Genomic DNA, 14719 nt, shown 5'->3' with positions numbered 1-14719 from the left:
GGAACGGGGCCTGCGCCCGTCAGCTCAACGGGTTGTTCAGGACAGCTCGCTGGCGGAGCGCTGGATCTGGTCGAGCCAGGCCTGGCGCGCCTCAAGGGCTTCCTGGGCAGCCTTGATCTTGCGCTGGTCGCCGCTCTTCTCTGCCTTGGCGAGGTCTTCCTGGAGCCCGGCGATGGCGGACTCCAACTGGGACAACGCGCTGTTGGTGCGTGCCTTGCGCTCAGGGTTGGACCGCTGCCACTGCTCTTCCTCGGCGTGGCGGACGGCGTCCTCCACCTTCCGCAGTCCGGCCTCGATCCGGCCCATGTCTGCCCGCGGCACCTTGCCGGCCTCTTCCCAGCGGTCACGGATGGACTGCAGGGCCTTCTTGGCCGCGGCGAGGTCCTTGACCGGCAGGATGGTGTTGGCCTCGGCCAGCAGTTCTTCCTTCACGGTAAGGTTTGCGGCGTATTCCTGGTCGATCTCGTCATTGGCGGCCTGGCGCGACGTGAAGAAGACGTCCTGCGCGGCGCGGAAGCGTGCCCACAGCGCGTCATCGTCCTTGCGGCTGGCACGCGGCGATGCCTTCCACTGGTCCATCAGCCGGCGGTATTCCCCGGCGGCGTAGCCCCAGTCGGTGGAGGTGGACAGGGCTTCAGCTTCGGCAATCAGCTTCTCCTTGGCAGCCTTGGCCGCAGAGTTGTTGCTGTCCAGCTGGGAGAAATATGCCCTGCGGTGGCGGTCGAAAACGGTGCGGGCAGCACGGAACCGCTTCCAGAGGGCGTCTTCGTTGCTGCGGCCCAGCCGGACGCCGCTCTTCTGGGCGGCTTTCCAGTTTTCGAAAAGCTCGTTCATGCGGGCGCTGGAGGTCTTCCACTGTGTCTGGGCGGGATCCTGGCCGGAAATCTGCTCCGCCTCGGCAACAATGGCTTCACGCGCTGCGAGCTCGGCGGCCCGCACGGCGTCGTGCTCTGCTTTCTCGGCCTTTTCCAGCTCCGCGATCTGGCCGGACAGCTTATCCAGGCGCGCTTCCGCAGCCCGGAGGTCGCCCACCATGTTCCGCTCGGCAAGCTGCTCATGCAGGTGCGTCACCGTCTTCTGCATGTCGGTGCTGGGGGCCTTGGAGCTGACCCGCTGTTCCAGCAGAACGATCTGAGCCACGACGTCGTCGTACTTCCGCGCAAAGTACAGCAGGGCTTCGTCGTCGCTGACGCCGGGGTACTGGCCCACGGGGTGCTCGCCGTCATCGATCTTCAGATAGACGTGGCCGTCGCCCTCCACCCGGCCCCATTTGGACGCCTCGGCGACGGAGGTGCTGGGTGCGGCAGGAGCCGGTGCGGCGGCGGGTGCGGCCGCAGCCGGCTTGGGCCGGGAGGCGAAAGCGGCAGGAGACGGTGCAGACGGCCGGGGCCCGGGGGCCGGCGCAGCCGCCGAGGGCGCTGCGGGAGCCTCGGGCGCGGCAGATGACTGCTCGGCATTCGCATCAGGACCGGTACCTTCGCCGGTGGCGGGGGCCGCCGTTTCGGTCAGGTCTGTTGCTGTTTCGTCGGATTTCTGACTGTCTGTCACCGCTAAAAGTCTTTCGCTTGGAGGGAAATACTCACGTACTCACCGTGGCCCGTCCGGCCCGGCTTCCTACTTCAGAGAAAACGAGTCTATCGTGACTGGTTGTTTTGGCGCGCCGTCCGTGTCGCTCGCTCCCGGCGTGATTCCTGCGGCCGCGATGGTGGAGACGACGTCGAGCCCGGAGGTGACCTTTCCTACAACGGTGTAGCCCCCGGCGGCGTCCGCCGGGATGACCGTGTCCTTGTAGACAATAAAGAACTGCGTCCCGTTGCCGTACGCGTTGTTGCCTGTGCGGGCAACGGCGATGGTGCCGGCAGGGTAGGTGTTGTCAGCCGGGGTGTTCTCGAGCGGACCCCACGTGTAGTTCGGGTCGCCCTGCCCGTCTCCCTTGGGGGAGCCGCACTGCAGGACGCCGAACTTGTCTGCGGTGGTCAGCCGGTGGCACGTCTTGCCATTGAAATAGCCTTCGTCGCTGAGGGACTTGAACACGGCGGCGGCCTGCGGGGCCTTGGTCCCGTCCACTTCCACGCCCAGCGGGTTGCCGTTCAGCAGCAGCTGGCCGGAGAACGTCTTGCCGGCCGCCGTATCCGCGGCCGGGATGTTCGGTCCATTGGTTGCCGGCGCGGAGGGTGTGGGGGAGGAGCTTGCGGAAGCGGAGGGCTCCGTCAATCCCGCCTGCGCAGCAGCGTATTCGGCTTCCGTGGGATTGCCGGCGAACGCGGTGAGTTGGAGGACGACGGCGAGCACCACGGCGGCGGCCCCGGCGCCGGCGGCCACGAGGTTGTCGCGCTTCCGTCGCTTCTCCTGGCCGCGCCGGAGCTCACGCTTGGCCTCCATTTGCTGGATGCGCCGTTTTGCTTCGCGTGCACTGCGTGAACTGGCCGCCAAGGGTCCTCCTCGTCGTCGGGCTGCTGGTGCCCGGCGGTTGGCCGCAGGGCGCAGGTGTCAGGGGCCAGGCTTCGCGGGTCCGCTGCATTAGAGATGCACAGGGATGCCGCATAAACTGGCTGCCGCACATAGTTTATGCATGGCTGGCTGTGCTGCCGCCGCATGCCGTCTTAACGGGCGCGGGCCGGCAGTTCCGGCGCCCCTTCCATTCCTAAGGAGAACCTTCCCCATGGCACGCACCGCCTCCCTGTCCGGATTCCCCGAGTGGCTTCCCGAGGAACGGCTGGTGGAGCTGCATGTGCTCGATACCCTGCGCCGGGTTTTTGAGCTCCACGGTTTCGGCTCGATCGAGACCCGAGCGGTGGAGACGGTGGGCCAACTGCTCCGCAAGGGGGAGATCGACAAGGAAGTTTACGGCCTGAGCCGGCTGCAGGAGGATGAGAGCGAGAACCCCGTCAAAGGCGGAAAGGCCGACCCGCACGCACTTGCCCTGCACTTTGACCTGACGGTTCCGTTCGCCCGGTATGTCGTGGAGAACGCGGGCTATTTGTCTTTCCCGTTCCGCCGTTACCAGATCCAGAAGGTGTGGCGCGGGGAACGGCCCCAGGAGGGACGGGCCCGCGAGTTCACCCAGGCGGACATTGACGTGGTGGGCGACGGCGAGCTTCCGTTCCGCTATGACGTCGAGATCGCGCTGGTCATCGCCGAGGCACTCAGCGCCCTGCCCATCCCCGACTTCCGCCTGCGCATCAATAACCGCAAGCTGGCTGAAGGGTTCTACCGCGGCATTGGACTGGAAGACACCGCAGGCGTGCTGCGCAGCATCGACAAGCTCGAAAAGGTGGGCCCCGCCAAGGTGGCCGAACTGTTGAAGAGCGAACTCGGCGCGTCCGACGAACAGGCAGCCAAGGCCCTGCAGCTGGCGGCCATTCGCACCGAGGACACGTCCTTCGTGGCCCAGGTCCGGGCCTTGGGCGTCAGCAACGAACTGCTGGATGAAGGCCTGGACGAACTGGAGCAGGTCATCGATGCCGCCGTCCAGCGCGCCCCGGGCAAGGTCCTGGCGGATCTCAGCATTGCCCGCGGCCTGGACTACTACACGGGCACCGTGGTGGAAACGGTGCTGGTAGGCCACGAACAGCTGGGCTCCATCTGCTCCGGAGGCCGTTACGACGCCTTGGCATCGAAGGGAAACCGCAAGTTCCCGGGCGTCGGCCTCTCCATCGGTGTCACCCGCCTGGTGTCCCGGATCCTGAGCCAGGACCTGGCCAAGGCTTCCCGTTCGGTTCCCACCGCCGTCCTGGTGGCCCTGAACCAGGACGACAGCTGGGGAGCGGCCCAGGACGTTGCCGCCCTGCTGCGCAGCCGGGGGATCCCCACCGAGGTTGCGGCGAAGGCGGACAAGTTCGGCAAGCAGATCAAGTTCGCGGACAAGCGGGGGATCCCCTTCGTCTGGTTCACCGACGAGGACGGCACCCACCAGGTCAAGGACATCCGCACCGGCGAGCAGGTGCTGGCGGCTCCCGAAACCTGGATGCCGCCGCTGGAGGACCTGACCGTGCAGGTTGAAACGACCGCGACTGCACCGGCTTCGGTGTAGCCCGGGAACCTAAGGCGGGGGCTGGTACCTACGCCTGGGGCTGGTGCTGCCGGAAGCGCAGCACCAGCCACCGTCCGGCCACCCCTGCCGCCAGGACCACCGCCATGGTCAGGAGGGACGCCGCCGGCAGCGTGAAGGCGAGTACGACGCATCCCAGGAACCCGACAGCGTTGAGCCAGCGTGGAGCGTACCCGGGGTGTGCCGCGAGCGTGAAGGCGGAGGCGTTCGCTATCGCGTAGTAGACCAGTACACCGAAGCTTGAGAAGCCCACCACGGTCATCACGTCAGTGGTCAGCAGGAGCAGGATGACGACGGCGGCCACGGCCAGTTCCGCGACGAACGGAACGGTGTGGCTGCCGCCCACCTTCGCCAACGGTCCGGGAAGATCCCGTTCCCTCGCCATGGCCAGCGTTGTCCTGCCCACCCCCGTGATAAGTGCGAGAAGGGCGCCCAGGCATGCGGCCGCCGCTCCGGCCTGCACCAGCGGCGCACCCGCGGCCAGGCCTGATTCCAACACCGCGTCCAGCAGGGGTGTCCGGGTGGCGGCAAGCCGGTCACCGAGGTGGGCCTGCAGGAGCAGCGCCAGCACCAGGTAAATGGCAAACGCGGCCGCCAGGGCCGCGAGGATGGCCCGCGGTATGGCCCGGGCCGGGTTCCGCACCTCTTCGCCCAGCGTGGCGATCCTGGCGTACCCGGCGAAGGCGAAGAACATCAGTCCGGCGGCGGGCAGCACCCCGGCCGCACCTGCGGACGGAGCCCCTGCCGTTTCCGTCGCAGGGTGCGGCCCCAGAACTGCTGCGACGGCAACGAAAACCAGTGTTGCCAGGACCATGCACAGCAGGATCCGGGTCAGCAGGGCGGTCCTGGTGATGCCCAGCAGGTTGACGCCGGTCAGCACCACGACGGCGGCGATGGCCACCGGAACAGCAAAAGCCGGGGCCACGTAACTGCCGAACGTCAACGCCATGGCGGCGCAGGAGGCGGTCTTGCCCGTGACAAAACCCCAGCCGGCCAGGAAGCCGGGCCATTCGCCCAGTTGCTTGCGGCCATAGATGTACGTTCCGCCACTGGTGGGATACTTTGCGGCGAGGGCTGCGGAAGCCACCGCGTTGCAGTACGCCACGACGCCGGCGACCACCACGGCCAGGACCAGCAGGTTCCCTGCCAGGGCGGAGGCCGGGGCGAACACCACGAACACGCCTGCACCCAGCATGGAACCGAGTCCAATGGCGGTGGCATCAAAGGTCCCCAGCCGGCGCTGCAGCTGCTGTGGTTCGCTCATGCGGCGGCAGTCCCTTTCCAGCGGGTAAACTCGGACGGGATCGTTCCCGCAACGATCATATTGAACTTCCCCCTGTTTTCCCGCAGAAAGGCGTGCTGTGCTGCGCACACATGACCTCGGATCCCTTCGCTCCGAGCACATTGGACAGACCGTAACCCTGGCCGGCTGGGTGGCCCGCCGTCGTGATCACGGTGGTGTGGCATTCGTGGACCTGCGCGACGCTTCAGGCGTGGCGCAGGTGGTTGTCCGTGAGGAAGAAGTGTTCCACGGGCTGCGCAACGAGTACGTCCTGCAAATCAAGGGCACGGTGTCCCGGCGACCGGAGGGCAACGAGAACCCTGCGCTGGCCACAGGCGAAATCGAGGTCATCGCCGAGGACGTCACCATCCTCAACACCTCGGACCCGCTGCCGTTCCAGATTGACGAGCATGTGGAGGTCGGCGAGGAAGCCCGCCTGAAGCACCGCTACCTGGACCTGCGCCGCCCTGGCCCCAGCCGCAACCTGCGCCTGCGGTCAGAGGCCAACCGGGTGGCGCGCGAGCTGCTCCACCAAGAGGGCTACGTTGAGATCGAGACGCCCACGCTGACGCGCTCGACGCCGGAAGGCGCCCGCGACTTCCTGGTTCCGGCACGCCTGGCCCCGGGTTCCTGGTACGCCCTTCCGCAGTCACCGCAGCTTTTCAAGCAGCTGCTGCAGGTGGGCGGCTTCGAGAAGTACTACCAGATTGCCCGCTGCTACCGCGACGAAGACTTCCGCGCGGACCGGCAGCCGGAATTCACCCAGCTGGACATCGAGGCCAGCTTCGTGGACCAGGACGACATCATCCGGATGGGCGAAAACATCGTCAAGGCCGTATGGCAGCTCATCGGCGTCGACATCCCCACGCCCATCCAGCGGATTACCTACGCCGATGCCATGGCACGGTTCGGCTCGGACAAGCCGGACCTTCGGTTCGGCCAGGAGCTCACCGAGTTGACTGAGTTCTTCAAGGACACCAGCTTTGGGGTGTTCAAGGCGCCGTACGTCGGCGCCGTGGTGATGCCCGGCGGCGCCTCGCAGCCGCGCCGCACCCTGGACGCCTGGCAGGAATGGGCCAAGCAGCGCGGCGCCAAGGGCCTGGCCTACGTGCTGTACAAGGAGGACGGCGAACTCACCGGTCCTGTGGCCAAGAACCTCACGGACACCGAGCGCGCCGGCCTGGCCGATGCGGTTGGCGCCAAACCGGGCGACTGCATCTTCTTCGCCGCAGGCGAGAAGACCCCGTCGCGGGCCCTCCTGGGTGCTGCCCGCGTGGAGATCGGCCACCGCACCGGCCTGATCGACCCCACCGACTGGGCGTTCTGCTGGGTAGTGGACGCCCCGATGTTCGAGCCCGCCGCCGCCGCAGTCGCCTCTGGTGATGTGGCTGTCGGCGGAGGGCAGTGGACGGCTGTCCACCACGCGTTCACCTCGCCCAAGCCGGAATTCCTGGATACCTTCGACAAGGACCCGGAGTCTGCACTGTCCTACGCCTACGACATCGTCTGCAACGGCAACGAAATCGGCGGTGGCTCCATCCGTATCCACCAGCGTGAAGTGCAGGAGCGGGTCTTTGAGCTGATGGGCCTGGACAAGGAGGACGCGCAGACCAAGTTCGGCTTCCTGCTCGAAGGTTTCAAGTACGGCGCGCCTCCGCACGGCGGCATCGCGTTCGGCTGGGACCGTGTTGTCTCGCTGCTGGCCGGGGTGGAGTCGATCCGCGACGTCATCGCCTTCCCCAAGTCCGGCGGCGGCCACGACCCCCTCACCGAGGCCCCGGCCCCCATTACGCCGCAGCAGCGCAAGGAAGCAGGCGTGGACTTCAAGCCGGAGGCCAAAAAGCCGGAAGAGAAGAAGAAGCCCGAAGACCAGCAGTAGTACCCGCGGCCTGGGGCCGCAACGCAGCAGGAGGTTCTCCGGTCCGCCGGGGAGCCTCCTGCTGTTAAGGAAGGAACAACCTCGTGGCCGTAGGCGATATGCAGCCCCCACCCCCGAATATTGAAACTACCGCCCTCGAATCCGCCATGGACGCCGCCTGGCCCGCCCTGGAACAGGACGCTGCCGGCGGCTGGATCCTCCGGGCGGCGGAAGGTGTCACGCAGCGGGCCAACTCCATCTGGCCGCGGGACGCCGCGCAGCACCTGGGCGAAGAGCTTCCCGCGCTGCTCCGCCGGGCTCGGTCCTGGTACCGCAGCCGCCGGCTTCCGGTCATCTTCCAATTGTTTGAGGGCCCGGATGCGGCCGCGCTGCACGGACTTCTTGATGCGGAGGGCTTCACCCGCCAGTCCGAGACCATGGTCATGACCCGCAGCGCCCTGCACGTCCCCGCTCCTGCAGCCGAGCCGGGCACTCCGGCTGTTGAACTCTCACCGAAGCCATCGAAGGACTGGCTGCGGGTCTGGTGGCAGGTGGACGGCCGCGGCGGGGAGGACGCCATGGCCGTCGCCCAAAAAATCCTTGAAGGCTGCCCCTCCGTCTATGCCCTGGTGCGGGACGACGGGGGCCGGCCGGCCGCCGTCGGGCGCCTTGCGCTTCCCACCGGCAGCCACTTGGGTGGCCTGTACTGCATGGCCACCCTGCCGGAAGCGCGTCGCCGCGGGTTCGCGGCAGCGGTCCTCGACTCCCTGCTGCAGGCCGGCAACAGCCGGGGCGTGACGGGCTTCTGGCTGCTGGTGACTGCGGCGAACCACGGCGCGCAGGAGTTGTACGCCAAGGCCGGGTTCAAGGAAGCCGGCCGCTACCTGTACCGGCAGGAACGGCCCCGCCGGGCGGCCACCGGCTGCTGAACCGTCATGGCCGAAGCACCTACCCGGGCGGATCCGCTACGGTGATCCGCACCGCGCAGGCGTCGGCTGCGGCCTTCTTCACCACGGCGGCCCTGGGTTCCGGCACGTCGAGGTATGCGAGGCGGGGGAGCTGCGCATAGTCCCGGAGAACTGGTTCGGCGAGGACAAGGTCCGCCAGTGTCCTGTCGCCGCCCGGCACCAGATATTCGAAGGCGTGCCCGGCGAAGACCAGCCCTGCCTGTTCCGCCACGGCAACCACCAGGGCATCCGCCTGGCTGGAGCGCCGGCGGGCAAAGCGCTGCTGGGACTGGCCGCCCGCGGCCGTGCGCGACTGGACGTACCGGGTTCCCGCTTTTGACGCGTGCAGCGTACCTTCGCTTGCCACCCCGAGGCCGTAGCCGCCCCGCCGGACCAGCAGCAGTCCCAGCCGGCGGGGCTGGGAGGCAAGGGCGGCCAGCCGCTCCAGCGGGCCGGCGCCGCGACCCGGCCGCCCATCTGCCGGCCACGGCGCCTGGAGGAGGGCTACGGTGCCATCGGCCGCCACAAGGCGGAGGCCGTCATCGTCATCCTGCAGCCGGTACCCGCCGTGCGATGCGCTGAACCGTTCAGCCCAGCCCGCCAGCCGGGCGCCTGAGACGAAGGCGGTCCGGACGGAGGGCGGTCCGCCGGCAGAAGCAGGGGAAGGCATGGGGCATCCTTGGGGCGGAGAAAGCAGCGGTTGACTGGAAGTAGCCTATCTATGTGGATGATCTCTTCGGCAACGGGCCAGAACATGACGACGACGAGGGTCCCGTCGCCGGGGCAGGCAACGGTTCCCGGGGCAACAGTGCGCGCGGCCAGGGCTCGCCCCGCAGCCCCCTTGCCGTAAGGATGCGGCCCCGCACCCTCGATGAGGTGGTGGGCCAGCAGCACCTGCTCGGCCAGGGCTCGCCGCTGCGCCAGCTGGCGGCCGGGGCAGGCGCCGACGCAGCCGGTCCGGCCGGACCCAGTTCCCTGATCCTTTGGGGTCCGCCGGGTACCGGCAAGACCACGCTCGCGCACGTCATCGCCCGCGGTCCCGGCCGCAAGTTCGTGGAACTGTCCGCCATCACTGCGGGCGTCAAGGATGTCCGCCGCGTCATGGACGACGCCCTCACCGCGCGGGACCTGTACAAGACCACCACGGTGCTGTTCCTGGATGAGATCCACCGCTTCAACAAAGCCCAGCAGGACGCCCTGCTGCCCGGTGTCGAAAACCGCTGGGTGGTCCTCGTGGCTGCCACCACCGAGAACCCTTCCTTCTCGGTGGTCTCGCCGCTGCTCTCCCGCTCGCTGCTCCTCACGCTCAAACCCCTGACCGACGCGGACATCGAGGGCCTGCTGGTGCGCGCCGTGGAGGATCCGCGGGGGCTGGGCGGCAAGGTCCGGCTCAGCGACGAGGCGCTGGAGCACCTGGTCCGGCTCTCGGGCGGGGACGCCCGCAGGGCGCTCACGGCACTGGAAGCCGCGGCGGGTGTCGCTTTCGGTGACGCGGACGACGTCGAACGTTCCGTGGCGGAGGAAGGCGCACCTGGTGGGCCGGCCGCCGAAGCGCCTGTCGCCCTGGAGCCCGTCGTTGTGGAGTTGCGGCACACCGAGCGCGCCCTGGACGCGGCTGCCGTCCGTTATGACCGCGCCGGTGACCAGCACTACGACGTGGCCAGCGCCTTCATCAAATCCATCAGGGGCTCGGACGTGGATGCGGCCCTGCATTACCTCGCCCGGATGCTCGAGGCGGGGGAGGACCCGCGGTTTGTTGCCCGCAGGATTGTCATCTCCGCAGCGGAGGATGTGGGCATGGCCGACCCCACCGCCCTCCAGACGGCCGTCGCAGCGGCGCAGGCCGTGCAGCTTATTGGCATGCCTGAGGGCCGGATCATCCTGGCCGAGGCCGTGGTCCACCTGGCCACCGCACCAAAGTCCAATGCCGCCTACATGGGCATCAACAAAGCGATCGCCGATGTGCGCGCCGGCCTGGGCGTGGGGATTCCCGCGCACCTGCGTGACGCGCACTATCCCGGCTCCAAACAGCTGGGCCATGGCGTGGGCTACAAGTATGCCCACGACGCACCGCACGCCGTGGCTACCCAGCAGTACCCGCCGGATGACCTGGTGGGCCGGGACTACTACCAGCCCACCGGCAACGGTGCGGAACGGGACATTGCCCAGCGGCTGGAGCGGCTGCGGAGGATTGTCCGGGGCAAGTAATCGCGTGGTAAGCTGACTCTTTGTCTGGCAAGGCACGGACGCACAATCTCCCCAATTTACGTTGGACAGGTTATGCCCTGCGCCCAGTAGCAAAAGGCAGCGGTTGGCCGATGCTCTCCATCGTGGAGGCCAGTAACACTGACACACCGCAGATATTGGAAGGACACAAGTGGCTAACAACACTCGTGCTCGCCGTCAGGCCCGCCTCTCGCGGTCCCTCGGCATTGCTCTGACCCCCAAGGCCGCCAAGTACATGGAGCGCCGCCCGTACGGCCCCGGTGAGCATGGCCGTGCCCGCAAGAAGCAGGACTCCGACTACGCCGTTCGCCTGCGTGAAAAGCAGCGCCTGCGCGCCCAGTACGGCATCCGCGAAGCACAGATGACCCGTGCCTTCGAAGAGGCCCGCCGCACCAAGGGCCTGACCGGTGAAAACCTCATCGAACTGCTCGAAATGCGCCTCGACGCCCTGGTCCTGCGTGCCGGCTTCGCCCGCACCATCGCCCAGGCCCGCCAGCTGGTTGTGCACCGCCACATCATGGTTGACGGCGTCCGCGTTGACCGTCCGTCGTTCCGCGTCGGCGAGGGCCAGCTGGTCCACGTCCACAGCCGCAGCGAAACCATGGTTCCGCTCCAGGTTGCCGCAGCCGGTGCCCACCGCGACGTCCTGCCTGCCGTTCCGGCCTACCTGGACGTCAAGCTGGAGGCCCTGCAGGCACGCCTGGTCCGCCGCCCCAAGCGCTCCGAAATTCCCGTGACCTGCGAAGAGCAGCTCGTCGTCGAATTCTACGCACGCTAAATCCCAGCAGCGTATCCAAAGAAGCCCGTGGCAAGCGCCGCGGGCTTCTTTGTATGTAAGGTACTTGGGGGACATCTGCGCAACGGGCCTTCCGTGCATGCCGCGGATGGGGCCCCACCACGGAATTTCAAGGAGATGAACGTCTATGTCTGGTGGCGATATTGCCGGCCTGATCGCTGCCGGGGTGTTCGCGCTCCTGGTCCTGCTGCTTGCGGTCCCCATCCTGAAGCTGGGGAAGGTCTTTGACGAGATGCGGACTACCATCCGCTCCCTCAGCGACGGCGCCACGCCACTGATGGATGAGGTCACCGCAACTGTTTCCACCACCAACCAGCAGTTGAAGAAGGTGGACGGGATCTCATCCAACGTCTCGGACGCGTCCGCCAACATCTCCGCCCTGTCGTCGCTGGTCGCCGCCACCGTGGGTTCCCCGTTGATCAAGGTTGCCGCGTTCAGCTACGGCGTGCGCAGCGCCTTCGCCAACCGCCGGAAGCCCGCTGCAGGCCGCCGCAGCCGCTAGATTCGAAAAGAAGACCATGAAAAGAATTGTGTGGATGGGAATCGGCGTGGCCATTGGCGTCATCGCCTTCCGTAAAGTCAGCCAGGCGCAGTCCAGCCTCGGGCCGGAAGGCCTGAACCGTGCAGTGGGCCGGTTGGCCGACGGCGTTTACGACTTCGCCGACGCCGTGCGTGCAGGGATGCATGAACGCGAAACCGACTTGAGGACCGCCCTGGGCATCGAGTCCGCGGAAGTTGTTCGCCGCTAGCCCGGAAGGGCATATAGCGCCGGCAGCCAGTCAACAACCGGCAGGAACCCGATCCGGGAAGCCGCCACCTGAACGAAATATCCGTGCCGCCCTGCGGTGCGGACCAAGAAGGGTAAGAAAACAGCTCATGAAGTCGCAGGAGATCACAAAGCGCTGGGTGGACTTTTTTGTCAGCAAGGGCCACACCGCGGTTCCCTCCGCATCGCTGGTCTCCAGCGACCCCTCGCTGCTGTTCACGGTGGCCGGCATGGTCCCGTTCATTCCCTACCTCACCGCCCGCGAGGAACCGCCCTACTCCCGCGCCACCAGCGTGCAGAAGTGCATCCGCACCGGCGACATCGAGGAAGTGGGCAAGACCGCCCGCCACGGCACCTTCTTCCAGATGTGCGGCAACTTTTCCTTCGGCGACTACTTCAAGGAAGACGCCATTAAGTTCGCCTGGGAACTGCTCACCAAGAGCGTTGACGACGGCGGCTACGGCCTTGCGCCCGAGCGGCTCTGGGTCACCGTCTACGAAGAGGACGACGAAGCCGAAGAGCTGTGGCTGAAAAACACCGGCGTCCCCGCCGAACGCATCCAGCGGATGGGCAAGTCGGACAACTACTGGTCCACCGGCCAGCCCGGCCCCGCCGGTCCCTGCTCGGAGATCTACTACGACCGCGGTCCGGCCTACGGCGTCGAGGGCGGTCCCCTCGCGGACGAGACCCGCTACATCGAGATCTGGAACCTGGTGTTCATGCAGTACCAGATCGAGAACGTCCGGTCGAAAGTCGACTTCGACATCGTGGGCGAGCTGCCCAAGAAGAACATCGACACCGGCCTGGGCATGGAACGCCTCGCCATGATCCTGCAGGGCGTCGAGAACATGTACGAGACCGACCAGGTCCGCCCCGTCATCGACAAGGCCGCGGAACTGTCCGGCAAGGAATACACCTCCGCCGAAACCCCGGACGATCCCCACCACACGGACGACGTCCGCATGCGCGTGGTGGCCGACCACATCCGCTCGGCGCTGATGCTGATTTCCGACGGAGTGACCCCCTCCAATGAAGGCCGCGGCTACGTCCTGCGCCGCCTCATCCGCCGCGCCGTCCGTTCCATGCGCCTGCTCGGCGTTGAAGAAGCCTGCCTGCCCCAGCTGCTGCCGGCTTCCCGTGACGCGATGAAGGGTGTGTATCCCATCGTGGAAACCGACTTCGACCGGATCAGCCGCATCGCCTACGCGGAAGAAAAGGCATTCCTGCGCACCATCGCCTCCGGCACCGCCCGGCTTGAAGACGCCGTCAAGGAATCGAAGGCCGCCAACCAGCCCCTGTCCGGTGCCGATGCCTTCGCCCTGCACGACACCTACGGCTTCCCCATCGACCTCACGCTCGAAATGGCCGAAGAGGCCGGGCTCAAGGTGGACGAGGCCGCGTTCCGCAGCCTGATGCAGGAACAGCGCCAGCGCGCCCAGGCCGATGCCAAGGGCAAGAAGGGCGGCCACGCCGACGTCAGCGTCTTCCAGGACCTCCTGGCCCAGGGTGAGACGGTCTTCACGGGCTACTCCGAGCTGGAGGGTGAGTCGCGGGTCCGCGGCCTGCTCAGCGCCGGCCGCCAGGTCCAGCAGGCCCTCACCGGGGACGAGATCGAACTCGTGCTGGCCGAAACGCCGTTCTACGCCGAAGCCGGCGGCCAGGCCGCCGACACCGGCCTGATCACCGGCGACGGGTTCGTCGTCGAGGTCCTGGACGTCCAGCGGCCGGTAAAGGGCCTCAGCGTGCACAAGGCGATTGTCCGGGAAGGCGAAATCGGTGCTGATTCGCTGGTGCGCGCCGCCGTCGACCGCGAACGCCGCCACGCCGCAGAGCAGGCGCACACGGGCACGCACATCGTGCACGCCGCCCTGCACCAGATCCTTGGGCCCGAAGCCACCCAGCGCGGCTCCTTCAACAAGGCCGGGTACCTGCGCTTCGACTTTGCGTGGGGCGAAGGGCTGAGCACCGCCACCCGGTCCGAGATCGAAGAAGTCTCCAACCTTGCCATCCGCAACAACTACGCGGTGGAGACGAAGATCATGGGCCTGGCCGAAGCCAAGGCACTGGGCGCCATGGCGCTTTTCGGCGAGAACTACGGCAGTGAAGTCCGGGTTGTGGAGATCGACGGCGCGTGGTCGCGCGAGCTGTGCGGCGGCACCCACGTTGCCAACACGTCGCTGATTGGCAGCCTTTCCCTCCTGGGTGAGCAGTCGGTGGGTTCGGGGAACCGCCGTGTGGAGGCTTTCGTGGGCATGGAGGCGTTCCGCCACCTCGCCGCCGAACGCGCACTGGTTACCGAATTGACCGACCTGCTGAAGGTCCCCTCCGGCCAGCTCGCGGACCGGATTTCCGCCACTTTGGCCAAACTGAAGGCAACCGAGAAGGAACTGGACCGGCTCCGCAAGGAGCAGCTGGCCGCAGCCGCCGCGAATCTCGTCAACACCGCGCAGGATGCTGTCGGTGTCCGGGTGGTGGCCCACGACGTCGGCTCCGTCAGCGGCGCTGACGACCTCCGCGGCCTCGCGTTGGACCTGCGCAACCGCCTCGGTTCAGAAGCTGCCGCGGTAGCCGTCGCCGGTGTCGCCAACGACCGCCCCCTGATCCTGGTTGCCACCAACGAGGCAGCCAGGGAAGCCGGTGTCAAGGCCGGCGCCCTGGTCAGAGTCGCTGCCGGCGTGCTGGGTGGTGGCGGTGGCGGCAAGGATGACGTTGCCCAGGGCGGCGGTACGGACGCCGGTAAGGTCGGTGCTGCCCTGGCTGCCGTCGTCGACGCCATCTCAAGGCGCTAACCCT

General features: G+C 67.3%; 12 protein-coding genes. 8 read left to right on the top strand and 4 right to left on the bottom strand.

What is annotated here, in order from left to right; all coding sequences use genetic code 11:
- Positions 1–36 precede the first annotated feature (36 nt).
- Together ACETK3_RS10080 and ACETK3_RS10075 are read right to left on the bottom strand one after the other, a co-directional pair.
- On the bottom strand, positions 37–1548 hold the full coding sequence (locus ACETK3_RS10080; protein WP_373992818.1) for a DUF349 domain-containing protein: 1512 nt from the start codon (positions 1546–1548) through the stop codon (positions 37–39).
- 66 nt (positions 1549–1614) lie between these two features.
- Positions 1615–2433, bottom strand: a complete 819-nt coding sequence (locus ACETK3_RS10075; RefSeq protein ID WP_373992817.1) for a peptidylprolyl isomerase — start codon at positions 2431–2433, stop codon at positions 1615–1617.
- 229 nt (positions 2434–2662) lie between these two features.
- On the opposite strand from ACETK3_RS10075, the gene hisS reads away from it, so the two are divergent.
- The gene (gene hisS / locus ACETK3_RS10070) at positions 2663–4033 is read left to right on the top strand and encodes a histidine--tRNA ligase (RefSeq protein WP_236798473.1); all 1371 of its coding nucleotides are present in this window, start codon (positions 2663–2665) and stop codon (positions 4031–4033) included.
- 28 nt (positions 4034–4061) lie between these two features.
- On the opposite strand, the gene ACETK3_RS10065 is transcribed toward hisS, so the two are convergent.
- Positions 4062–5315: an APC family permease gene (locus ACETK3_RS10065; RefSeq protein ID WP_373992816.1), complete on the bottom strand. Its 1254-nt coding sequence runs from the start codon at positions 5313–5315 to the stop codon at positions 4062–4064.
- A 97-nt stretch (positions 5316–5412) separates the two neighbouring features.
- On the opposite strand from ACETK3_RS10065, the gene aspS reads away from it, so the two are divergent.
- A complete protein-coding gene (aspS, locus tag ACETK3_RS10060) occupies positions 5413–7212 on the top strand; it encodes an aspartate--tRNA ligase (protein ID WP_236819585.1) in 1800 nt (599 codons plus the stop codon).
- A 98-nt stretch (positions 7213–7310) separates the two neighbouring features.
- Positions 7311–8120 carry a GNAT family N-acetyltransferase gene (locus tag ACETK3_RS10055; protein ID WP_373992848.1) on the top strand — a complete coding sequence of 270 codons (810 nt, stop codon included), beginning with the start codon at positions 7311–7313 and terminating at the stop codon, positions 8118–8120.
- A gap of 19 nt (positions 8121–8139) precedes the next feature.
- On the opposite strand, the gene ACETK3_RS10050 is transcribed toward ACETK3_RS10055, so the two are convergent.
- Positions 8140–8808, bottom strand: a complete 669-nt coding sequence (locus ACETK3_RS10050) for an acVLRF1 family peptidyl-tRNA hydrolase (RefSeq protein WP_373992815.1) — start codon at positions 8806–8808, stop codon at positions 8140–8142.
- A gap of 53 nt (positions 8809–8861) precedes the next feature.
- Between ACETK3_RS10050 and ACETK3_RS10045 the strand changes: the two genes are divergently transcribed.
- From ACETK3_RS10045 to alaS, 5 genes are all read left to right on the top strand, one after another.
- Positions 8862–10346 (top strand): replication-associated recombination protein A, encoded by a 1485-nt coding sequence (locus ACETK3_RS10045; RefSeq protein WP_236798469.1) that lies wholly within the window; start codon positions 8862–8864, stop codon positions 10344–10346.
- A 169-nt stretch (positions 10347–10515) separates the two neighbouring features.
- Positions 10516–11142: a 30S ribosomal protein S4 gene (gene rpsD / locus ACETK3_RS10040; protein WP_009357431.1), complete on the top strand. Its 627-nt coding sequence runs from the start codon at positions 10516–10518 to the stop codon at positions 11140–11142.
- Positions 11143–11287: 145 nt separating this feature from the next.
- Positions 11288–11662 (top strand): DUF948 domain-containing protein, encoded by a 375-nt coding sequence (locus ACETK3_RS10035; protein WP_142133738.1) that lies wholly within the window; start codon positions 11288–11290, stop codon positions 11660–11662.
- Between the two features lie 16 nt (positions 11663–11678).
- Entirely contained in the window at positions 11679–11909 is a 231-nt protein-coding gene (locus tag ACETK3_RS10030) for a DUF6167 family protein (protein ID WP_236798468.1), read from the top strand.
- 127 nt (positions 11910–12036) lie between these two features.
- Complete coding sequence (gene alaS / locus ACETK3_RS10025) at positions 12037–14715, top strand: alanine--tRNA ligase (protein ID WP_373992814.1); 2679 nt, start codon at positions 12037–12039, stop codon at positions 14713–14715.
- The last annotated feature ends 4 nt before the right edge of the window (positions 14716–14719 follow it).

The sequence above is a fragment of the Arthrobacter sp. E44 genome, assembly GCF_041877125.1.
In the GTDB taxonomy this organism is placed as follows: Bacteria; Actinomycetota; Actinomycetes; order Actinomycetales; family Micrococcaceae; genus Arthrobacter.
The sequence above is the reverse complement of the archived record's forward strand: the minus strand, read 5'-3'. Positions and strand labels throughout refer to the sequence as shown.